19 protein-coding genes are annotated in these 20,696 nt (G+C 73.3%); 11 read left to right on the forward strand and 8 right to left on the reverse strand.

The window, feature by feature from the left end; genetic code table 11:
• Nucleotides 1-93: 93 nt before the first annotated feature.
• Nucleotides 94-2,058 (forward strand): M13 family metallopeptidase, encoded by a 1,965-nt coding sequence (locus ACIP5K_RS32050; protein ID WP_401415214.1) that lies wholly within the window; start codon nucleotides 94-96, stop codon nucleotides 2,056-2,058.
• Nucleotides 2,059-2,159: 101 nt separating this feature from the next.
• Here ACIP5K_RS32050 and ACIP5K_RS32055 read toward each other — a convergent pair whose 3' ends face one another.
• From ACIP5K_RS32055 to rho, 5 genes are all read right to left on the reverse strand, one after another.
• On the reverse strand, nucleotides 2,160-2,870 hold the full coding sequence (locus ACIP5K_RS32055; protein WP_401415216.1) for a dienelactone hydrolase family protein: 711 nt from the start codon (nucleotides 2,868-2,870) through the stop codon (nucleotides 2,160-2,162).
• A 208-nt stretch (nucleotides 2,871-3,078) separates the two neighbouring features.
• Nucleotides 3,079-4,350, reverse strand: coding sequence for a hypothetical protein (locus tag ACIP5K_RS32060; RefSeq protein ID WP_401415218.1), 1,272 nt, complete (start codon nucleotides 4,348-4,350; stop codon nucleotides 3,079-3,081).
• A 120-nt stretch (nucleotides 4,351-4,470) separates the two neighbouring features.
• Nucleotides 4,471-4,986, reverse strand: a complete 516-nt coding sequence (locus tag ACIP5K_RS32065) for an inorganic diphosphatase (RefSeq protein WP_401415220.1) — start codon at nucleotides 4,984-4,986, stop codon at nucleotides 4,471-4,473.
• 76 nt (nucleotides 4,987-5,062) lie between these two features.
• Complete coding sequence (locus tag ACIP5K_RS32070; RefSeq protein ID WP_401415222.1) at nucleotides 5,063-5,578, reverse strand: GNAT family N-acetyltransferase; 516 nt, start codon at nucleotides 5,576-5,578, stop codon at nucleotides 5,063-5,065.
• A gap of 34 nt (nucleotides 5,579-5,612) precedes the next feature.
• A complete protein-coding gene (gene rho / locus ACIP5K_RS32075) occupies nucleotides 5,613-6,776 on the reverse strand; it encodes a transcription termination factor Rho (RefSeq protein WP_401415224.1) in 1,164 nt (387 codons plus the stop codon).
• Between the two features lie 388 nt (nucleotides 6,777-7,164).
• Between rho and ACIP5K_RS32080 the strand changes: the two genes are divergently transcribed.
• From ACIP5K_RS32080 to ACIP5K_RS32095, 4 genes are all read left to right on the forward strand, one after another.
• Nucleotides 7,165-7,902, forward strand: a complete 738-nt coding sequence (locus ACIP5K_RS32080) for a class I SAM-dependent methyltransferase (RefSeq protein ID WP_401415226.1) — start codon at nucleotides 7,165-7,167, stop codon at nucleotides 7,900-7,902.
• Nucleotides 7,903-8,094: 192 nt separating this feature from the next.
• The gene (locus ACIP5K_RS32085; protein WP_401415228.1) at nucleotides 8,095-9,126 is read left to right on the forward strand and encodes an NlpC/P60 family protein; all 1,032 of its coding nucleotides are present in this window, start codon (nucleotides 8,095-8,097) and stop codon (nucleotides 9,124-9,126) included.
• Nucleotides 9,127-9,139: 13 nt separating this feature from the next.
• Nucleotides 9,140-9,913: an NAD(P)-binding domain-containing protein gene (locus ACIP5K_RS32090; RefSeq protein ID WP_401415230.1), complete on the forward strand. Its 774-nt coding sequence runs from the start codon at nucleotides 9,140-9,142 to the stop codon at nucleotides 9,911-9,913.
• A gap of 380 nt (nucleotides 9,914-10,293) precedes the next feature.
• The gene (locus ACIP5K_RS32095) at nucleotides 10,294-12,048 is read left to right on the forward strand and encodes a phosphatidylglycerol lysyltransferase domain-containing protein (protein WP_401415232.1); all 1,755 of its coding nucleotides are present in this window, start codon (nucleotides 10,294-10,296) and stop codon (nucleotides 12,046-12,048) included.
• On the opposite strand, the gene ACIP5K_RS32100 is transcribed toward ACIP5K_RS32095, so the two are convergent.
• Nucleotides 11,975-12,934, reverse strand: coding sequence for an oxidoreductase (locus ACIP5K_RS32100; protein WP_401415233.1), 960 nt, complete (start codon nucleotides 12,932-12,934; stop codon nucleotides 11,975-11,977). The two genes, ACIP5K_RS32095 and ACIP5K_RS32100, sit on opposite strands and share 74 nt — an antisense overlap.
• A gap of 82 nt (nucleotides 12,935-13,016) precedes the next feature.
• Here ACIP5K_RS32100 and ACIP5K_RS32105 point away from each other — a divergent pair, with 82 nt between their 5' ends.
• Both ACIP5K_RS32105 and ACIP5K_RS32110 read left to right on the forward strand, forming a co-directional pair.
• Nucleotides 13,017-13,670: a TetR family transcriptional regulator gene (locus ACIP5K_RS32105; protein WP_401415235.1), complete on the forward strand. Its 654-nt coding sequence runs from the start codon at nucleotides 13,017-13,019 to the stop codon at nucleotides 13,668-13,670.
• Nucleotides 13,671-13,732: 62 nt separating this feature from the next.
• Entirely contained in the window at nucleotides 13,733-14,527 is a 795-nt protein-coding gene (locus tag ACIP5K_RS32110; protein WP_401415237.1) for a VOC family protein, read from the forward strand.
• Nucleotides 14,528-14,561: 34 nt separating this feature from the next.
• Here the strand turns inward: ACIP5K_RS32110 and def are convergent, their stop codons facing one another.
• Nucleotides 14,562-15,215, reverse strand: a complete 654-nt coding sequence (def, locus tag ACIP5K_RS32115; RefSeq protein WP_401415239.1) for a peptide deformylase — start codon at nucleotides 15,213-15,215, stop codon at nucleotides 14,562-14,564.
• A gap of 201 nt (nucleotides 15,216-15,416) precedes the next feature.
• Between def and ACIP5K_RS32120 the strand changes: the two genes are divergently transcribed.
• Nucleotides 15,417-16,172, forward strand: a complete 756-nt coding sequence (locus ACIP5K_RS32120; RefSeq protein ID WP_401415240.1) for a GNAT family N-acetyltransferase — start codon at nucleotides 15,417-15,419, stop codon at nucleotides 16,170-16,172.
• Here ACIP5K_RS32120 and ACIP5K_RS32125 read toward each other — a convergent pair.
• Nucleotides 16,145-16,582 (reverse strand): MarR family winged helix-turn-helix transcriptional regulator, encoded by a 438-nt coding sequence (locus ACIP5K_RS32125; RefSeq protein ID WP_401415242.1) that lies wholly within the window; start codon nucleotides 16,580-16,582, stop codon nucleotides 16,145-16,147. The two genes, ACIP5K_RS32120 and ACIP5K_RS32125, sit on opposite strands and share 28 nt — an antisense overlap.
• A gap of 196 nt (nucleotides 16,583-16,778) precedes the next feature.
• Here ACIP5K_RS32125 and ACIP5K_RS32130 point away from each other — a divergent pair, with 196 nt between their 5' ends.
• The 3 genes from ACIP5K_RS32130 (at nucleotide 16,779) to ACIP5K_RS32140 (ending at nucleotide 20,647) form a co-directional block, all read left to right on the forward strand.
• On the forward strand, nucleotides 16,779-17,876 hold the full coding sequence (locus tag ACIP5K_RS32130) for a tyrosine-protein phosphatase (protein WP_401415244.1): 1,098 nt from the start codon (nucleotides 16,779-16,781) through the stop codon (nucleotides 17,874-17,876).
• A gap of 114 nt (nucleotides 17,877-17,990) precedes the next feature.
• Complete coding sequence (locus ACIP5K_RS32135) at nucleotides 17,991-20,006, forward strand: FAD-dependent oxidoreductase (RefSeq protein WP_401415246.1); 2,016 nt, start codon at nucleotides 17,991-17,993, stop codon at nucleotides 20,004-20,006.
• 86 nt (nucleotides 20,007-20,092) lie between these two features.
• Entirely contained in the window at nucleotides 20,093-20,647 is a 555-nt protein-coding gene (locus tag ACIP5K_RS32140) for a PadR family transcriptional regulator (RefSeq protein WP_401415248.1), read from the forward strand.
• Nucleotides 20,648-20,696: the final 49 nt, after the last annotated feature.

Raw genomic sequence — 20,696 nt, forward strand, 5'->3', positions numbered from 1 at the left:
CCCCGCGCCGGGCGGGGCAGCGCGCTGTCCACGCTGCGCCAAAGCCGCCCGACAGGTGCTGTTCACCCGCGCTGACCTGGGTAGGCTGCGTCGATGAGCACTCTGGATGACGCACGCGCGGGCATGGACCCGGCGATCCGACCGCAGGACGACCTCTTCGGCCATGTCAACGGCCACTGGCTCGCGACCGAGCCGATCCCCGACGACCGCTCCAGCTGGGGCCCCTTCGTGCAGCTCGTGGACGTCGCCGAGCAGCAGGTCAAGGAGATCATCCAGGAGATCGCCGCGGGCGGCCCCACCAGCCTCGACCCGGACGAGGCCCGCAAGATCGCCGAGCTGTACGCGTCGTTCATGGACGAGGAGGCCGTGGAGGCCCGCGGCCTCGACCCGATCCGGCCGCTCCTCGACGAGGCCGCCGCGCTCACCGACGTGTCGCAGCTGGCCGCCTTCATCGGCCGTTTCGAGCGCTCCGGCGGCTCCGGCCTGTTCGGCTCGTACATCGACTCCGACGACCGCGACTCCGACCGCTACCTGTACAACATCCTCCAGGGCGGCCTCGGCCTGCCCGACGAGTCGTACTACCGCGAGGAGAAGTTCGCCGGGACGCGGGAGAAGTACGCGGCGTACCTCACCGAGCTGTTCCGGCTGGGCGAGCACGCCGACCCGGCCGCCGCAGCGCGCACGGTCCTCGCCCTGGAGACCCGGCTCGCCGAGGGCCACTGGGAGCGCGCCGCGACGCGGGACGTGCAGAAGACGTACAACCTGACGACGTTCGACGAGCTGACCGCCCTGGCCCCGGCGTTCGACTGGCGCGCCTACGTGGACGCGCTCGGCGGCGGCGACGCCACGCTGGCCCAGTCCTGCGTGCGCCAGCCGTCCTACCTCGCGCACCTGTCGGCCGTCCTGTCCGAGACGCCCGTCGAGCAGTGGCGCGACTGGCTGCTCGCGCGGGTGCTGCGCACCAGCGCCCCCTACCTGTCGTCGGCGTTCGTGAACAACAACTTCGAGTTCTACGGGCGCACGCTCAACGGCACCCCGGAGCTGCGGGCCCGCTGGAAGCGCGCCGTGCAGTTCGTCGAGGGCGCCATGGGCGAGGCCGTCGGCAAGGAGTACGTCGCCCGGCACTTCCCGCCGGCGTCCAAGGCCCTCATGGACGACCTGGTCGCCAACCTCCTGGAGGCCTACCGGCAGTCCATCGGCGCGCTCGACTGGATGACCGACGAGACCAAGGAGCGGGCCTACGAGAAGCTCGCCACCTTCCGGCCGAAGATCGGCTACCCGGACTCCTTCCGCGACTACTCCGCGCTGGCAGTCGTCGAGGGCGACCTGGTCGCCAACGCCTACGCCGCCGACGCCTTCGAGCACGACCGGCAGCTGGCGAAGATCGGCGCGCCGGTCGACCGCGACGAGTGGTTCATGCTGCCGCAGACGGTGAACGCGTACTACAACCCGGGCACCAACGAGATCTGCTTCCCGGCCGGCATCCTTCAGAAGCCGTTCTTCTCCCCGGACGCGGACCCGGCCGAGAACTACGGCGGGATCGGCGCGGTCATCGGCCACGAGATCGGCCACGGCTTCGACGACCAGGGCGCGCAGTACGACGGCCGGGGCAACCTCAACGACTGGTGGACCGCCGACGACAAGGCGGCCTTCGAGACCAAGTCCAAGGCGCTCATCACCCAGTACGACGCGTTCGAGCCGCGCAACCTGCCCGGTGAGCGGGTCAACGGAGCGCTGACCGTCGGCGAGAACATCGGCGACCTCGGCGGCCTGACCATCGGCCACACCGCCTACCTGATCTCCCTGGAGGGCGGGGACGTACCGGTCGACGAGGAGGGCGTCAGCGGCTCGCAGCGGCTGTTCCTCAACTGGGCGTTCTGCTGGCGCACCAAGCGGCGCAAGGAGCAGGAGCAGCAGTATCTGACCATCGACCCGCACTCGCCGCCGGAGTTCCGGGCGAACATCGTGCGCAACCTCGACGAGTTCCACCAGGCGTTCGAGACGGAGGCCGGGGACGGTCTGTGGCTGGACCCGGCCGACCGGGTGCGGATCTGGTGACCTGAGCCGGCGGGGGGGGGGGGGGGGGGGGGGGGGGGGGGGCCCCCCCCCCCCCCCCCCCCCCCCCCCCCACGCCGGGAGGGACCCGGTGCGGGCGGGCGCTACACGACGGTCGAGCGCAGGAAGTCCGTCGTCGCCGCCCACGCCTGCGCCGCCGACGCCGCGTCGTAGACCTCCGGGCGGCCGTCGTTGAAGAAGGCGTGGTCCGCCGGGTAGAGGCGGAAGTCCGCCTCGATGCCGGACTGCTCGCGGATCGTGCGGCGCAGGCCGTCCAGGGTCGCCACGGGGACGGTCTCGTCGCGTTCGCCGTAGTGGCCGAGGACCTCGGCCCGCAGCCCGGAGAAGTCGGGGATCTCGCCCTGGACGACCCCGTAGAACGGGACGGCCGCGCCGACCCGCGGGTCCTTCGCGGCCAGGTACAGCACGAAGCCGCCGCCCATGCAGAAGCCGACCGCGCCGACCGTGGCCGAGGTGACCTCGGGCCGTCCGAGCAGGTGGTCCACCGCTCCCGACAGCAGGTCGACGCCGCGCTCCACCGGCAGCTCCTGCATCATCCGGAACGCCTCCCCGGAGTCGTGCGCGACGCTGCCGCCGTACAGGTCGGGCGCGAGCGCCACGAAGCCCTCGGCGGCGAGCCGGTCGGTGACGTCGGCGATGTGGCCGGTCAGGCCCCACCACTCCTGGATGACGATGACACCGGGGCCGCGGCCCGCGGGCGGCAGGGCCAGATAGCCGTGCGCCGGGTTGCCGGCGCTGTCGAGCGTCACGTTCTGGCGGGCCGGCTCTCCGGTGGGGCGGGGGGTTTCCGACATGGATTCTCCTGTGTTGTCCGGTTCTCGATGCCACGATGCCACCCCGCCCGCGGGGGAGCGGCGGCCCGGTCCGGGCGAGGGCCGCCGAGATTGCGTGAACGAGACGACAACGTTCCGCCGGGTGGCCGAGGACGCACCCCCGAAACGCGCCGGTGCCCGGCCCTCCCGTGGGGGAGCGCCGGGCACCGGCGGGCGCGGGGCGAGGAGGTCAGCTGGCGCCCTTGGCCTTCTGGAGGGCCGAGATGCAGGTCGAGATCGCCTCCTGCAACTCCTCCAGGCGCTGAAGCATGTCGTCCTCGACGATGGTGTCCATCTCCTCGCCGTCGACGTCGTCGAAGGTCAGCTCCTCGAACGCCTTCGTCGCCTTCTGCAGGCTGCTGTAGAACTTCGCGCGCCGCTCCTGGACCCGCAGCTCCGGATCCTTCTCGACGGTCTCGGCGACCAGCGTGCGCACACTGTCGTAGGCCTCCTGGGCCCACTCGCCGGTCTCCTCGTCCTCGTCGAGCTCGTCGATGAGGGACAGGTGGCGCTCGGCCTCCTCGCGCAGCGAGCGCGGAGCCTCGATCTTCTGCCCCGCGGGCGTCTTGACCTGCCCCTCCTCGACGATCTTCCGTACGTATTCGAGCTGGCCGCCGGTCTTGCTCTCCTCGGCGACCGCCTTCTTCAGGTCGTCGGTGCGCACGATGTCCCGGGCCATCCCCGTGCGCAGCACCGGGTCCTCGCCGAGCCGGTCCATCAGGGCCTTGCGGGCGGCCTCGGCGGTGCCCGGGTCGGCGAGGATCGCGGCCCGCAGCGCCGTCGGGTTCTCCGCGACCTCCAGGGCCTTCGTCGGCCGGATGCCCTCCGCCTCGGCGGCCTCGGTGATCGCCTGGCCGCGCACGGAGGTGCCGCTGGAGCGGGAGACGTAGTACGACAGCCAGACGTCGGCCTCGGGCAGCTCGATGTCCGCGCCCGGCGCCAGCGACTCGAACTGCGGCACGATGCCGTCGTCCGCCGCGCGGTCCCACGCCTTGTAGAAGCGCATGACCCGGTCGGCCGAGCAGCCGGCGAGCCCGGCGAACCGGCGCGCCGAGACCTTGGACGTCTCCCCGGCCGGCTGTCCGCCGGGGCGCACGCTGCGCGCCACCTTCAGGGCGAACGCCCAGCCGCCGGTGCGCGCGTACACGCCGAACTCGTGCGCGTCGCGGGCGATCGGCTCCGGGACCTCGGCGTCGGCGTCCGCCGTGTCCTCGGTGTCCTCGGTGTCCGCCGTGTCCTCGGCGTCGTCGGTGTCCTCGGCGTCCTCCGCGGGGGCGGGGTGTGCGGTCTCCTGCGGCGCGTCGGCGGGGGTGTCCGCCGGGGGCTGCCAGAAGTTGCCCGCCTCGCCGTCCGTCGTGCTCCCCTGCGCGTCGACCGCGGGCGTGGACTCCGCGGCCTGCGGCGGTACGGCGTCGCCGCCGGTCGGGGCCGCTGCTTCGGACGCGTCGATGGCTACGGTCACGTAGATGCTCCTGGGTGATCGGGCGCGTGTGGGTTGACGGGCCACTTTATCGCTCCGATTGGGCTGATTTGCGCGCCAGTTGCCGCGTCGCGCGTCCCGACGCCCGGGACGTGCCCTCCGTCACACGGCGTCGCGGTCGCGCAGGGCCGCGCGGGCCCGGGCGATCTCCTCGTAGGCCCGGTCGCGGCCCTCCCAGTGGGAGCCGTCGACCGACTTGCCGGGTTCCAGGTCCTTGTAGACCTCGAAGAAGTGGGTGATCTCCAGCCGGTCGAACTCCGGGATGTCCTCGATGTCCTGGACGGAGGCGTGGCGCGGGTCGTGGGCGGGGACGCAGAGGAGCTTCTCGTCCGGGCCCTTCTCGTCGCTCATCACGAACATGCCGATCGCCCGGCACTCGACGACGCAGCCGGGGAACGTCGCGTCGGCGGTCAGCACCAGCGCGTCCAGCGGGTCGCCGTCCCCGCCGAGGGTGCCCTCGACGTAGCCGTAGTCCGCCGGGTACTGGGTCGAGGTGAACAGCATCCGGTCCAGGCGGATGCGGCCCAGGTCGTGGTCCATCTCGTACTTGTTGCGGGAGCCCTGCGGGATCTCCACGATCACGTCGAACGCCTCGGCGCGTGCCTCGGTGCCGCCCAATGTGGCCTCCTTGCCCCATGGTCGCCCGCTTCGGGTGCCCCCGAGTGTGCGCCGTGGGCGCCCGGGGCGGAACCCCTCAGGCGCCGCAGGGAAGGGCGAACTCGAGTTCCGGTCGGTCCCAGCCGACGGCGGGCGGCGCGGCCGCGGCGGTCCCGGTGCGGCGGGCCCCCATGCTGCGGTAGAAGCCCTCGGCGGGCGGATGGGAGACCACCCGTACGCGGTCGAGCCCGGCGGCGCGGGCCTCGTCGCGCATGTGGGCGACCAGCAGCCGGCCGATGCCGCGGCCCTGCGCCGCGTCGGCGACGAACATCAGGTCCAGCTCGGCCGGGTCGATCAGCAGTGCGTAGAAGCCGAGGACCGGGCCGCGCGCTCCGGGGTCCTGGGCGGTGCCGCTGTCGTCCACCGCGGCGAAGACCCGGTGGGTGTCGATGTAGGCGGCGCTGACGCGGTAGCCCGCGACCATGTCCGCGTACTGCCCCTCGTAGGCGCTGGAGCCGCGCACGAGCCGGGTGAGGCGCTTGGCGTCCCGCGCGGTGGCCCGGCGGACCGTCACGGACGGGCAGCGTCCCGGGCGCGTTCTGCTCGCAGTCATAGGACGAAGGGTACGGAGGATGGGGGAGGGCCGGTCACGCGGTGGGGACGGTCCCGTGGACCTGGCGCAGGAACGCGGCGTTGTCGGGCGTCTTGCGGAGCCTGTCCAGCAGGGCCTCGTAGCCGGAGCGCCCGTCGCGGCCCTGGAGGGCCCGGCGCAGTCCGCTGACGGCCGCCAGCTCGGCGGCGGGGAGCAGCAGCTCCTCGCGGCGGGTGCCGGACGGGGTGATGTCGACGGCGGGGAAGACGCGGGCGTCGGCGAGGGTGCGGTCCAGCCGCAGCTCCATGTTGCCGGTGCCCTTCAGCTCCTCGAAGTAGTAGTCGTCGGCGCGGGAGCCGGTGTCGACCAGCGCCGTGGCGAGGATGGTCAGCGAACCGGCCTCCTCGGTGTTGCGGGCCGCCCCGAACAGCCGCTTGGGGCCGTGCAGCGCGGCCGCGTCGACCCCGCCCGACAGTGTGCGGCCGCCCTTGGACGACGCCGTGGCGTTGTTGTGGGCCCGGCACAGCCGGGTGAGGGAGTCGAGCAGGATGATCACGTCGACGCCGCGTTCGACGAGGCGCTTGGCGCGTTCCACGGCGAGTTCGGCGAGCGCGACGTGGGTCGTGGCGGGCCGGTCGAACGTCGAGGCGAAGACCTCGCCGCGCACCGAACGGCGCATGTCGGTGACCTCCTCGGGCCGCTCGTCGAGGAGCACGACCATCAGGTGGGCCTCGGGGTGGCGGTCGGCGATCGCCGCGGCGAGCTGTTGCAGCAGGACGGTCTTGCCGGTCTTGGGCGGTGCGACGATCAGGCCGCGCTGGCCCTTGCCGACGGGCGCGACCAGGTCGACGACCCGTCCGGCGAGGCCGCCCGCGGGGCTGTCGAACCGCAGCCGGCGGTTCGGGTGGAGCGGGGTCAGGTCGGCGAACCGCGGACGGCTGCGCGCCGTCTCGACGCCGAGGCCCTCGACGGTCTCGACCCGGGCGAGGGCGCGCGGCCTGCCGCACACCCCGGTGACGAAGTCGCCCGTGCGCAGGCCGTGCCGGCGGATCAGCTGGGCGGGTACCTGGACGTCGTCCGGCGTGGGGATCAGGCCGGGGGAGCGCAGGTGGCCGCCCCCGTTCCCGGCGATGTCGAGGACACCGACCGCGCTGACGGGAACGTCGGTGGACGTGGGGGCGCCGGGCTGTCGCGGCGCGCGGAGTGTGGTGGTGGTCATGGTCGATCAGGGTCCTTTCGCGGACTGAGGTCGTACGCGGCAGAGAAAGCGGGTGGGGGATCCGGCGGAACCAGGGGCGGGCGGACATGTCACGCCCGGCCGGGGCCGGGGAAGACCTGGAACGGGGCGGGACGTCACCCGTCAGAACCCGTTGACCAGGAAAATGCGCGCGAAGCGACCGTGCGTCGACACAGGACGATGCTGAGCGCTCGTGCGCTGGAAAAGAGAGGAACGGTACCGGCGCCTCGATGATCCCGATGGGGAAACCCGATGGGGAAAGATGTGACGAAGAGGAGACGTACACAAGTACCGCTCGGAGAGTAGCACGCCACCCCCGGTGCGTGGCAAGCCCGGATTTCCCGGGGCCGCCCACCTAAGCTGAGCGGCCATGTTCACCCCTCAGGGCCCCACCCTCCGCGAGCTGGCCGTGCAGGCGATGTCGTCGGTCGAGCACGGCTACGACCTGCTCGCGCCGAAGTTCGACCACACCCCGTTCCGGACCCCCGACGCCGTCCTCGACCCGGTCACGCGCGTCCTGCGCGGGACGGGCCCCTACGGCACCGGGCTCGATCTGTGCTGCGGCACCGGAGCGGGCCTCGGTGTCCTGCGCGAGGTGTGCACCGGGCGGGCCGTCGGGGTCGACTTCAGCGCCGGGATGCTGGACGTCGCGCGGCGCGGCGGGCCCACGGCGTCGTACGTGCGCGCGGACGCCCTCGCCCTGCCGTTCGGGCCCGTCTTCGACCTGGTGGTCAGCTTCGGGGCGTTCGGGCACTTCCTCCCGCGCCAGCACGCCGACTTGTTCGCCCAGGTGCACCAGGTGCTGCGCCCGGGAGGGCAGTTCGTGTTCCCGATCCCCGCGCCCGCGCGGCCGGGCTCGCGCGGCTACTGGGCCATGCTCGGCTTCGACGCGGCGATGCGGGTGCGCAACGCCGTGTGGCGGCCGCCGTTCGTCATGTACTACCGGGTGTTCCGGTACGGGGACGTGCGCCGGGAGTTGGAGCGCGTCGGGTTCGGAGTGGAACTGCGCGACCTGCCCGAACTGGGGGAGCGCCCCGACGGCAGCCCGCGGTGCGGGCTCGTCGTCGCCACCCGCGACGCACCGTCAAAAGAACATCACCGCACGTGAATTGTGTGCAAAGAATGCAGGTGTGGGACGAGTTTTTTCACAACAGGCTTTGAAATGGTCACAGGAAGGTCACTAGTGTCAGGGCTTCGACCTTCCACTCGGGCGATCCCGCACATCAGGTGCGCGACGGTGGGAGGGCACCGTCCATGGGCTCTTCCGTGGGTGGCCTGAGGAAGAAGGAGACCGCCTTCCGTGGCGTCCCACCGTCGATCCAAGCAGCCGAGCCGCACCCGCGTGACCGTGCTCACCGCGACCGCCGCCGCTGCCGTGGCCCTCACCTCGCAGGCGGCCGACGCCGCCCCCAAGCCCACGAAGCACGAGGTCAAGGCCAAGGTCGACACGCTCTACGAAGAGGCGGAGCGGGCCACCAACCAGTACGACGGCGCCAAGGAGGACCAGCGGAGGCTGGAGCGGCAGATCGACCGGCTCCAGGACAGGGTCGCCCGCGAGCAGGACGAGCTGAACGAGCTGCGCACCGCGCTCGGCGCGATGGCCGGCGAGCAGTACCGCTCCGGCGGCATCGACCCCTCCGTCCAGCTCTTCCTCTCCGCGGACCCGGACGACTACCTCGACAGGGCCTCCACCCTCGACTCGCTGTCCGCGCAGCAGCTGGAGTCGCTGAAGAAGGTCCAGGCGAAGCAGCGCACGCTCGCCCAGGAGCGCGCGGAGGCCGCCGAGAAACTGAAGGACCTCGCCGACACCCGCACCGAACTGGGCCGGAAGAAGCGGGAGATCCAGGGCAAGCTCGGCGAGGCGCAGAAGCTGCTGAACTCCCTGACCGCCGCCGAACGCAAGGAGATGGCCGACGCGGAGACGCGCGCCAGCCGCTCGGCCGCGAGCCGCGTCGACCTCGGCCATGAGGCCGCCGCCTCCAAGTTCGGCGCCGCCGCCCTGAGCGCCGCCGCCGGCCAGCTCGGCAAGCCGTACGTCCGCGGCGGCACCGGCCCCAACTCGTACGACTGCTCGGGCCTGACCCAGTGGGCGTACGCGCAGGCCGGCGTGCAGATCTCCCGTGTCACCTATACCCAGGTCAACGACGGAGTCCGGGTCGGCATGAGCGCCCTCAAGCCCGGCGACCTGGTCTTCTTCAACAACACCGAGCACGTCGGCCTCTACGCGGGCGGCGGCCAGGTGATCCACGCCCCGTACCCGGGGGCCGTGGTCCGCTACGAATCGATGAGCACCATCGGCAGCTTCCAGTTCGGCGTCCGCGTCGCGGGCTGAGCGGACGGCCACCGTGGACGGGACGCGCCGGATCGGCGTCATCGGGGTCGGGGAGCTGGGGCAGGCCCTCGTGGAGGGGCTGTGCGGCGGCAGCGGGACGGCTCCCGAGGTGTTCCTCTCCCCGCGCGGCGCCCGCACCGCCGCCGCCCTCGCCGAGCGGTACGCCCGGGTCGAGGTCTGCGCCGACAACCAGGACGTCGTGGACCGCGCCGGGCTCGTGATCGTCGCCGTGCGGCGCGCGGACCGGGAAGCGGCCCTCGCCGGGCTGCGCGTCCCCGACGACAAGGTCGTGGTCAACGCCATGGCGGGGGTGCGCACCGACGACCTGCGCGCGCTCCTCGCCACCGACGCCCCGGTGATCAGGGCGATCCCGCTGCCCACCGTCCGCGAACGCCGCTCGGTGACCGTGACGTACCCCTCGCACCCGGCGGCGGACGCCCTCTTCGACCACCTGGGCGGCGTGCTGCCGGTCGCGGACGAGGCCGCCTTCGACGTGTTCTCCGCGCTGACGGGGACGCTGACCACCCATCTCGCCTACCTCACCGTGCTCTCCGACTGGGCGGCCGGCCACGACATCCCCGCCGCCGACGCCGAACGCTACGTGCGCGGACTGTTCCAGGGTCTCGGCCGCGCCCTGGGCGACGAGAGCCGCAGCCTGCGCCGGCTTGCCGCCGACCACGAGACGCCGCGGGGCAACAACGAGCGCATCCGCACCACCTGGTTCGACGACGCCAACAGCGACGCCCTGAGCCGCGCCCTCGACGACCTGCTCGCCGATCTGGGCTAGCGGCCCGCGCCGTCCCGCGCGGCGGGTGCGGAGCCGGGGCCGTGTCCTGCGACCGGGTCGCCGCGAGCGCGCCCAGCCGGCCCGGCACCGGCAGCGGGCCCCGGCGCGCGACACGCGGCCACACCCACACCGTCAGAACCACGCGGCCCAGTGCTCCCAGGACAGCCACGTACAGCAACGCCCGGCTCGTCCGGCCCCTCCGCATCTCCTCCCGTCCGGGGCGGCGCACCGCCGGACCCGCGGCCCCCTCCCGTGAAGAGACCGCGCGGGGCGGGCGGGTCGGGCACGGCGCGGCTTCTTACCCTCCTCCTCACCGGCTCTTACTCCACCGGTGCCCGGCGTCCCTACGCTCGGCGCCTGTGAAACCTCGCCCTGCCGCCGTGGCCGGTCACACGTGCCTGTTCATCGGGCTCCTCGACATCGCGACGGCCGTCTTCCCGCACGTCCGCGTCACCCGCATCGAGCGCATCGCGCCCTATGTACCGGGGCTCGCCGACTCCATCGCCCGCGCCGCCGCGCTCGCCGCCGGACTGCTCCTCGTACTGCTCGCCCGCGGGTTGCGCCGCCGCAAACGGCGTGCCTGGGAGGCCGCCGTGGTCCTGCTCGCGGCGAGCGCCGTCGTCCAGGGACTGCGCCATCACGCGCTCGTCGCCGCCGCCGTCTCCGCACTGCTGTGCGCCGGACTCGTCGTGTTCCGCGGGGAGTTCCGGGCCCGCAGCGATCCGCGCGGCCGCATCCGCGCCCTGAGCAATCTGCTCGTGCTGCTCGCTCTCAGCTTCGGCATCGGCCTGCTGATCGTCGGGGTGCGCGCCGGCGACGAGGAGGGGCACGGCATCTCGTTCACCGACCGCGTCCAGCAGGTCGCGTACGGGCTCGTCGGAACGGGCGGCCCCCTCACGTACGCCTCCGACCGCGTCGGCGACGCCGTGCACCTGTCGCTGCTCGCGCTCGGCCTGGTCACCGGCGCCACCACCGCCTACCTCGCCCTGCGCCCGGTCCGGCTGCCGCCCGCCGACGGCTCGGCGCGCCTGCGTGCCCTCCTCGACCGGGAGGGGCGGCGCGACTCGCTCGGCTACTTCGCGCTGCGCGGCGACAAGTCCGTCCTGTTCTCCCCGACGGGCAAGGCCGCCATCGGCTACCGCGTCGTCTCCGGCGTCGCCCTGGCCGGCGGGGACCCGATCGGCGACCCCGAGGCCTGGCCCGGCGCCATCAGGGAGTTCCTCGACCAGTGCGCCCGGCACGCCTGGACCCCCGCGGTCATGGGATGCAGCGAACTCGGCGGGCAGGTGTGGGTCCGTGAGGGGGGCCTGCGGGCCCTGGAACTCGGCGACGAGGCCGTCGTCGACTGCGCCGCCTTCAGCCTCGCCGGACGCCCCCTGCGCAACGTGCGCCAGATGGTGCACCGCATCGAACGCGCCGGATACTCCTGCCGCACCCGCCACGTGCGGGACCTCGACCCCGCCGAGCGGCAGCACCTGCGCGAGGCCGCCGCGGCCTGGCGGGGGAGCGCCACCGAGCGCGGGTTCTCCATGGCGCTCGGCCGCTTCGGCGACCCCGCGGACGGGGACTGCGTCGTCGTCACCGCCCACCAGCGGGACGAGACGGGGCACGAACAGGTGCGCGCTCTGCTGCACTTCGTGCCCTGGGGCGACGACGGTCTCTCCCTCGACCTGATGCGCCGCGACCGCACCGCCGAACCCGGACTGAACGAACTCCTCATCGTCGCCGCCCTGCGCGACGCGCCCGCCCTGGGCATCGCCCGGGTCTCCCTCAACTTCGCCGTGTTCCGTGCCGCGCTGGCCCGCGGCGAGCGGCTCGGCGCCGGACCGGTGCTGCGGGGGTGGCGCTCGCTGCTCGTCTTCGTCTCCCGCTGGTTCCAGATCGAGTCGCTCTACCGGTTCAACGCCAAGTTCCGGCCCGCGTGGCAGCCCCGCTTCGTCGTCTACCCCACCGCCCGCGACCTGCCGCGCATCAGCTGGGCCTGCCTCCAGGCCGAGGCGTTCGTGGTGCTGCCCCGGCCCGCCGAGCGGCTGCGCCAGTGGGCGCGCGGCCGGCGCCCGTTCACCCGGCCACCGGCAGCGGGAACCGCACACCGGTCAGCCGCTCTGACACCTCCCACAGGCGGCGGCCGGTGACGGCGTCCGCGGCGCGCGGCGCGGGCCGCACCCTGGTCGGCGCGCCGCGCAGTTCGCCCCGCCCGCCGGGTGCGATGAACGCGCCGCTCTCCACGGCCGGTTCCGTCGCCGCGCAGAGCACGGACCGCGCGCCGTCGGCCGGCTTCTGGGCGAGCGGCGCGAGCAGCCGCCCGTACAGCAGCCGCACGCCCGCGACCGGCGTTCCCTTCTGGAGGTTCGTCGCCACGTACCCGGGGTGCGCCAGCACGCTGCGCACGGGGCTGCCCGCCTGCCCGAGGAGCCGGTGCAGGTGCAGCCCGAAGACCGCGTTCGCCAGCTTGGAGCGGTTGTAGTGGCCCATGGGCGAGTATCCGCGCGGCCCGTCGAGGACGTCGAGGACGTCGAGGTCGCCGACGACGCCGAGGTCGAGCCGTCCCCGGCGGTGGTTGGGCGAGCTCACCGTCACCACGCGCGGGTCGTCGCCCCGCCCGAGGAGGTCGAGCAGGAGTCCCGTCAGCGCGAAGTGCCCCAGGTGGTTCGTCGCGAACTGCACTTCGTGGCCCTGGGCACTGAGGGTGTGCGGCGGCGCCATCACCCCGGCGTTGTTGACGAGGAGATCGAGCCGGGGCAGCTCCGCCCGTAACCCGTCGGCGAAGGCCCGCACGGAGTCGAGGTCGGCCAGGTCCAGGTGGCGCAGGTCGATCCGCGCCCCCGGGACGTCGGCGGTGATCCCGGCGGCGGCGCGGCGGCCCCGGGTGAGGTCGCGCACCGGGAGGACCACCCGCGCTCCGCGCCGCGCGAGCGCCCGGACGGTCGCCAGCCCCACGCCGCTGCCCCCTCCCGTGACGACGGCCACCCGGCCGCCCTGGTCCGCGATGCGGTCAGGTGTCCACAGATCCCAAGTCATATGATACAGATTGCCTGTGATGGCACTTGGTGTCAAGAGAGCATCTCGGTGTCACCGAGGGCACGGCATGTAGGATGAGGGGGTGAGCAACCGAGCAGAGTCGACCCTGGCCGAGCGCAAGCGGCAGCTCGTCGCGGACGAGCTGACCGAGGCGGCGCTGCAACTGCTCGCCGTCAAGGGCTTCGACGCCGTCACGGTCGACGAGATCGTGGCGTCCGCCGGCGTCTCGAAGCGGACCTTCTTCCGGTACTTCCAGTCGAAGGAGGACGTCGTCGTGCAGTTCCTGGCCGGCATGGGCGACGACATGCGGGCCGAGCTGGCCGCCCGGCCCGCGGGCGAGCCGCCGTCCGAGGCGCTGCGGCACACCGTCCGGGTGCCCGTCACCACCTGCGCCGCCGACGGCGAGCGGGCGCTGCGCGTGGTCCGGCTCATCCTGCGCACCCCGGCGCTGCTCGCCCGGTTCCTGGAGCGCCAGGACGGCTGGCGCGACGACCTCGCGGCGGAGCTGGCCCGCAGGACCGGCCGGGACGCCGCCACCGACCTGTATCCCGCGCTGGCCGCGGGCAACGCCCTCACCGCGTTCCACGTCGTCCTCGAGCACTGGAGCGCCGGGGACGCGGCGCAGGACCCGGTGGCCCTCCTCGACGAGGCGTTCGCCGTGGTGGCGCCCGCCCTCGACCCGGCCTCCCCGACGACCTTCGGCACACCGATCGCGGACCGGGGCCCGCAGGCCTAGCGTGGGACCGTAGCCGCCGGGCACACCGCTGTCCGGCAACCCCCAGGGAAGGGTGACGCGTCATGTCCGTACGTCCCGAGGGCGCGCCCGTCTGGGCCGACGCCATGTATCCGGACCTGGAGGCGGCCAAGGCCTTCTACGCGGAGCTGTTCGGCTGGACCTACGAGCCGGGCGCCGAGGATTTCGGCAACTACACGCAGGCGAGGAACGCCGACGGCAAGCGCGTCGCCGCCCTCATGCCGCAGATGCCCGGCGCGGAGGGCGTCCCGCCGTCCTGGAACCTCTACCTCTCCGCCCCCGACGTCGCCGCGAGCGCCGAGAAGGTGAGGAGCGCGGGCGGCACCCTCATGATGGAGCCGATGCAGGTCGCCGACTTCGGCACCATGACCACCGTCCAGGACCCGGCCGGCGTCATGTTCAGCCTCTGGCAGCCCGGCTCCCACGAGGGGTTCGAGGTGGTCAACGAGCCCGGCGCGTACTGCTGGGCCGAGGTCAACACCCGCGACGCCGCCAAGACCGACGCGTTCTTCACGTCCGTCTTCCCCTACGACGCCAAGAAGATCGCCGACGAGCACGTCGACTTCCACGTCTGGCTGCTCGACGGCGGGCCCCAGCTCGGCCGGATGCGGATGACCGACGCCTTCCCCGACCACGTGCCGTCGTACGTCAACGTGTACTTCGTCGTCGAGGACTGCGACGACGCCGTCGCCACCGTGCAACGCCTCGGCGGCACCCTGCACTTCGGTCCGGCGGACAGCCCGTTCGGCCGGATGGCCTCGGTCGCCGACCCGCAGGGCTGCCCGTTCTCCGTCATCGACGTCACCAGGCCCCAGGGCGAGATGCCGCCGATGGACTGACCGACCGACCGGCCCGCCCGGCCCCGGCCGGGCCTCAGTCCGACTCCGGCAGCGGGAACCCCAGTTCGGCCGCGGCCAGCCGGGGTGTCGGCTGCGCCCAGCGCTCCGCCGCCGCCCGCGTCCGCGTCGACGACAGGGAGCGCGGTTCGGCCCGGTCCAGGTACAGGGTGCCGTCCAGGTGGTCCGTCTCGTGCTGCACGATCCGCGCGGGCCAGCCGCCGAACTCCTCGTCGACGGCGCGCCCGTGCTCGTCCAGGGCGCGCAGCCGCACCCGCTCGTGCCGGGCGACGACCGCCTGGTAGCCGGGCACGCTCAGGCACCCTTCGAAGAACGCCGCCCGGCGCCCGTCCACGGCCTCGTACGCCGGATTGACCAGGACCCGGAACGGCTGCGGCACCCGGCCCCGGGCGACCCGCACCTCCTCGGGGACGGTCGCCGCGTCCTCCAGCACCGCGAGCCGCAGCGCCAGGCCGATCTGCGGCGCGGCGAGCCCGACGCCGGGCGCCGCGTGCATGGTGCGGCGCATCACCTCGACGAGGCGGGCGAGCAGGGCGTCGGAGAGCTGCCCGTCGACGGGCTCGGCGGGGCGGCGCAGCACCGGGTCGCCCGCGGCGACGATCGGCAGGGTGCCCGCGTCGGCGGCGGCGAGCAGCGCCTCGACCTGATCAGTGAGTGGCATCGTCGGCATCGCGCCAGCATGCCAAGGACGATCACCGCTCGGCAACGCGGGACCGTGCGGCCCGCGGGCCGGCGCGACGCACACGTTGCAAGCTCGTGAACACCCTGCGCGCACGGGAATGATCCGCCCTGACCAGTGGGTTTGATGGTGGGGTGCGCTCCGGCGCGCCGATACGACGAGCACGACCCACCGCACGCGAAGGGGACCGGAATGACGCAGACGTACGAGGAGCGCGGGGGCACCGGCCTCCCCGGTGCCGGGACGCACCCGCTGGACAACCCCGCGTACGCCGCGCTGACCGGCCCGCACGCGCACTTCGCCGAGCGCAGCGGGCGGGTGCTGCGCTATCCCTCCGACGTCTCGCCGTGGGTCGCCCTGCCCGCCGCCCCCACGGCACGCGACTGGACGGACCTCGCCGCGTTCGCCGACGCCGAGGGCGCCGTGCCGGTCCTCGGCGTGCGCGAGGAGCTGCCGGCCGGCTGGGAGCCCCTCTTCGACGTGCCCGGTGTGCAGCTCGTCGACGACGGGGTGGACGCGGCCCACGACCCGGAGGCGGTACGGCTGACCGAGGCCGACGTGCCGGAGATGCTCGACCTGGTGGCCCGCACCCAGCCCGGCCCGTTCGAGACGCGCACCATCGAACTCGGCACGTACCTGGGGATTCGGCGCGACGGCGTGCTGGCCGCCATGGCGGGGGAGCGGCTGCACCCGCCGGGCTTCACCGAGATCAGCGCGGTCTGCACCGACCCGGCCTTCCGCGGGCAGGGTCTGGGCGGCCGGCTCGTGCGGGCCGTCGCGGCCGGGATCAGGGACCGGGGCGAGACGCCGTTCCTGCACACCGGCGCGGGCAACACGAACGCCATCCGGCTGTACGAGGCGCTCGGCTTCCGGCTGCGCCGCACCACGCGGTTCCGGACGGCGCGGGTGCCCGCGGACGTTCAGTCGTCCCGCGCGGCCTCGTTGTAGCGCATCAGGTACCGGGCGAACCGCGCGAGGTCGTCCACCGGCCAGTCCGTCAGGCGGTCCCCGAAGATCTGCCGGCGGCTGACCGTCACCTGCCGCAGGATCTCCGCGCCGGCCTCGGTCGGGTGCAGGACCTGGACCCGGTGGTCGTCCGGGTCCAGGCGCCGCATCACGAGGCCGGACCGCTCCAGCGCGGAGACCTGGCGGCTGACCGTGGACTTGTCCAGCGCGTAGTGCGCCGCCAGGTCGGTGGCGCGGCAGCCGCCCTGCTCGTCGAGATGGCTGAGCAGGGTGTACGACACCAGGGACAGCTCGGGGTGCATCCGGGCCGCCGTCGCCCGCGCGCGGCGCGCGAAGGACGTCAGTTCCCGCTGGATGACCTCCACGGCCGCTTCCCGCTCACCCTGTTCCACGGACGGATCCCTTCCCTCTGCTCGTTGCATTCTACAACTGGGTGCGGTGGCGGGCCGGGTGCGGGTCGGCCGCCCTTGTCACCCGTCACAACCCCATCGCCACCGCTTTGACCCGCGGGCCAGTTCTCACCGGCGCTCCCCGGCGACATCATGGCTGCCGAAAGCGCCGCCCCCCACCGCGAGGAGACGCACGACCATGCAGCCCAGACGCCTGACCGCGGCCGCACTGGCCACCCTGGTCCTCACCGGCACCGCCACCCTGGCCCACCCCGCCCTGGCCCAGCCGCACACCGCCCCCGCGTCCGCCGGGGCGCAGCGAGCCGTGGCGCAGGCCGTCCCGTTCACGCAGGCCGCGGCCCACCTCGCCGGTGACGGCTCGTACACGCTCTCCTGGGCGTCGACCGCGGCGACCGTCCGGGTCACCGCGCACACCAGGCCGGACGCGAGCGACCCCGGCACCCCGGTCGGCAGCGCGGCGGGCACCGGTTCGCTCACGGTGCCCGCGGGCGCGCTGGCGGCCGACCGGCGCTGGTACTTCGAGCTGACCCCGGACACCGGCGGGGCCTACGTCGTCGCCGAACGCTCCCTCGGCATCGCCTCCGCGAAGAACTTCCGCGACGCGGGCGGCTACCGCACGAGCGACGGCCGCTGGGTCAAGTACGGCATCGTGTACCGCAGCAACAAGCTCAGCGGACTCACCGCCGCCGAGCAGCAGCGCGTCGTCGACCAGGGCATCACGCGCGACATCGACCTGCGCAACTACTTCGAGCGCAGGGACGAGCCGGACAAGGTCCCCGCCGGGGTCGCCTACCAGGTCGCCGACGTGGTGTCGCTCGCGCACGGGGTGGGCTTCCACGACCCGGCCCTGATGACCCTCGCCCAGGCGCTCGCGGCCGGTCTGTTCTCCGGTTCGTCCGACCTCGGGCAGTCCATCGGCTACCCCTTCATGGTCAACTTCGTCGGCGCCGACCACGCCTTCAAGGACCTGCTGACCGCGATCGACGGCACCGCGGGCGCCACCGTGTTCCACTGCTCGGCGGGCAAGGACCGCACCGGCTGGGGCACCGCCGTGCTGCTCACCCTGCTCGGTGTCCCGCGCGCCACCGTCGAGGCGGACTTCCTCGCCAGCAACGCCTACACGGGCGACCCCGACGCGGTCGAACTGTCCTGGCTGCGCGCCGCGTTCGCCGAGGCCGACCACATCTACGGCTCCTTCGACGCCTACCTCCACCAGGGCCTCGGCCTCGACGACGCGACCGTCCAGCGCCTGCGGAACCGGCTCCTGACGCCCTGAGGGGAGTCCGTGCGCGGCGGGCGGGCGTGGTGCACCTCTCTTCTGCAACTTGTTGCATAAAAGGGTCCGGGTCGTCTAGAACAGTCACGACGTTCGCCGCGCACGGAGGGCCCCATGAGCCGTTACCCCCACCTTCTCGCCCCGCTCGACCTGGGCTTCACCACCCTGCCCAACCGCGTCCTGATGGGCTCGATGCACGTGGGTCTGGAGGAGGCGGAGAACGGCTTCGCCCGCATGGCGGAGTTCTACGCGACGCGCGCCCGCGGCGGCGTCGGCCTCATGGTCACGGGCGGCATCGCCCCGAACGAGGCCGGCCGGCCGTGGAGCGGCGGCGCCAAGCTCACCACCGAGGAAGAGGCCGCCCAGCACCGCGAGGTCACCGACGCCGTGCACGCCGCCGGCGGCCGGATCGCGATGCAGATCCTGCACTTCGGCCGCTACGCCTACCACGAGGACCTGGTCGCACCGAGCCCGATCCAGGCTCCCATCAGCCACTTCGTCCCGAACGAGCTGAGCGACGCCGACGTCGAGCAGACCATCGAGGATTTCGCGCGCACCGCCGAACTCGCCCGCTCGGCCGGGTACGACGGCGTCGAGATCATGGGCTCCGAGGGCTACCTGATCAACGAGTTCATCGTCGCCGCGACCAACCGGCGGACCGACCGCTGGGGCGGCTCGTACGAGAACCGCATCCGCTTCCCCGTCGAGATCGTCAAGCGGGTCCGCGAGCGCGTCGGCGACGACTTCATCCTCATCTACCGGCTCTCCATGCTCGACCTGGTGCCCGGCGGCTCCACCCACGAGGAGGTCGTGCGGCTCGCCAAGGAGATCGAGGCGGCCGGCGCCACCCTCATCAACACCGGCATCGGCTGGCACGAGGCCCGCATCCCCACCATCGCGACCTCCGTACCGCGCGGCGCCTACACCTGGGTCACCAAGAAGCTCATGGGCGCGGTGTCCGTCCCCCTGGTCACCACCAACCGCATCAACACCCCGGAACTGGCCGAGGAGCTGCTCGCCGACGGCGCCGCCGACATGGTCTCGCTCGCCCGGCCGATGCTCGCCGACCCCGACTTCGTGAACAAGGCCGCCGCCGACCGCTCCGACGCCATCAACACCTGCATCGGCTGCAACCAGGCCTGCCTCGACCACACCTTCAGCGGCCAGATCACCTCCTGCCTCGTCAACCCCCGCGCCTGCCACGAGACCGAACTGGTCCTCTCGCCGACCCGCACGAAGAAGCGCGTCGCCGTCGTCGGCGCCGGCCCGGCCGGTCTGGCCTGCGCGGTCTCCGCCGCCGAGCGCGGACACCACGTGACCCTCTTCGACGCCGCCGCCGAGATCGGCGGCCAGCTCAACGTCGCCCGCAAGGTCCCCGGCAAGGAGGAGTTCGACGAGACGCTGCGCTACTTCCGTACGCAGCTGGACGCGCACGGCGTGGACGTGCGGCTCGGCACCCGGGTCGCGGCCGGCGACCTCGACGGCTACGACGACGTGGTCGTCGCCACCGGCGTCAGCCCGCGCACCCCCGTCATCGAGGGCGTCGACCACCCCAGCGTCGTCGGCTACCTCGACGTGCTGCGCCGGGGCGCGCCCGTCGGCGACCGCGTCGCCGTCATCGGCGCGGGCGGCATCGGCTTCGACGTCGCCGAGTACCTCACCGACGGCGGCGACCGGGCGAGCCAGGACCCGGCCACCTACTTCCGCCAGTGGGGCGTCGACATGACCTACGCCGACCGCGGCGGCCTCACCGCGCCCGAGCGGCCCGCCCCGCCGCGCCAGGTCCACCTCGTCCAGCGCAAGACCTCCAAGGTCGGCGCGGGCCTCGGCAAGACCACCGGCTGGATCCACCGCACCGAGCTGCGCCACCGCGGCGTCACGATGATCGCGGGCGCCACCTACGACCTGATCGACGACGCGGGCCTGCACCTCACCGTCGACGGCGAGCGGACCCTGATCCCCGTCGACACCGTCGTGCTCTGCGCGGGCCAGGAGCCGCAGCGGTCCCTGTACGACGACCTGGTGGCCGCCGGCCGCGTCCCGCACCTCATCGGCGGCGCCGACGTGGCCGCCGAGCTGGACGCCAAGCGCGCCATCAAGCAGGGCACCGAGGTCGCGGCCGCGCTCTGAACCCCCGGACCGGGTGGTCACGTGGCCGGGCCCGCCGGCCGCGTGACCACCCACTTCACCCGAGAGACCCGCTCTAGGCTTACGCCATGTCACTGCCGCACGCGATCCTCACGGCCCTCCTGGAGAAGCCGTCGTCCGGGCTCGAACTGACCCGCAGGTTCGACCGGTCCATCGGCTACTTCTGGTCGGCGACGCACCAGCAGATCTACCGCGAGCTGGGCAGGCTGGAGCGCGACGGCCTGATCCGCGCCCTGCCGGACCAGGCCCCGGCGCGCGGCCAGAAGAAGCGGTACGAGGTGCTGCCGGACGGCCGGAGCGAACTGGCGCGCTGGACGGCGGCGCCGCAGGACCCCAAACCGATGCGGGACCCCCTGCTGCTGCGCCTGCGCTCCGCCGCGGTCGTCGGCACGGACGGCGTCGACGACGAACTCCACCGCCATCTCGACCTGCACCGGCGCCAACTCGCGACCTACCGGGAGATCGACCGGCGCGACTTCGGCCCGGACAAGGACTCCGAGGCGGACCGCCTGCAACACGCGGTGCTGCGCGCCGGGATCGACCTGGAGACCTTCTGGGTGGGCTGGCTCGAACGCACCCTGAGCGACCTCGGTCGGCCGCACCCGAGCCCGCCCGGCGAGTGACCGGGACCGTGCGCGCTCACGCGGAGGGGCCGCCGCCCGGACTCCGGAC

The sequence above is a fragment of the Streptomyces sp. NPDC088785 genome, from assembly GCF_044750685.1.
Lineage (GTDB): Bacteria > Actinomycetota > Actinomycetes > Streptomycetales > Streptomycetaceae > Streptomyces.

Bases quoted from the DNA above. Each gene is read 5' to 3' on its own strand.
- ACIP5K_RS32140 (WP_401415248.1), top strand. From the start codon at position 20,093: ATGTCACTGCCGCACGCGATCCTCACGGCCCTCCTGGAGAAGCCGTCG.
- ACIP5K_RS32050 (WP_401415214.1), top strand. From the start codon at position 94: ATGAGCACTCTGGATGACGCACGCGCGGGCATGGACCCGGCGATCCGA.
- def (WP_401415239.1), bottom strand. From the start codon at position 15,215: ATGCCGACGATGCCACTCACTGATCAGGTCGAGGCGCTGCTCGCCGCC.
- ACIP5K_RS32070 (WP_401415222.1), bottom strand. From the start codon at position 5,578: ATGACTGCGAGCAGAACGCGCCCGGGACGCTGCCCGTCCGTGACGGTC.
- ACIP5K_RS32135 (WP_401415246.1), top strand. From the start codon at position 17,991: ATGAGCCGTTACCCCCACCTTCTCGCCCCGCTCGACCTGGGCTTCACC.
- ACIP5K_RS32080 (WP_401415226.1), top strand. From the start codon at position 7,165: ATGTTCACCCCTCAGGGCCCCACCCTCCGCGAGCTGGCCGTGCAGGCG.
- ACIP5K_RS32055 (WP_401415216.1), bottom strand. From the start codon at position 2,870: ATGTCGGAAACCCCCCGCCCCACCGGAGAGCCGGCCCGCCAGAACGTG.
- ACIP5K_RS32100 (WP_401415233.1), bottom strand. From the start codon at position 12,934: ATGACTTGGGATCTGTGGACACCTGACCGCATCGCGGACCAGGGCGGC.
- rho (WP_401415224.1), bottom strand. From the start codon at position 6,776: ATGACCACCACCACACTCCGCGCGCCGCGACAGCCCGGCGCCCCCACG.
- ACIP5K_RS32120 (WP_401415240.1), top strand. From the start codon at position 15,417: ATGACGCAGACGTACGAGGAGCGCGGGGGCACCGGCCTCCCCGGTGCC.
- ACIP5K_RS32110 (WP_401415237.1), top strand. From the start codon at position 13,733: ATGTCCGTACGTCCCGAGGGCGCGCCCGTCTGGGCCGACGCCATGTAT.
- ACIP5K_RS32130 (WP_401415244.1), top strand. From the start codon at position 16,779: ATGCAGCCCAGACGCCTGACCGCGGCCGCACTGGCCACCCTGGTCCTC.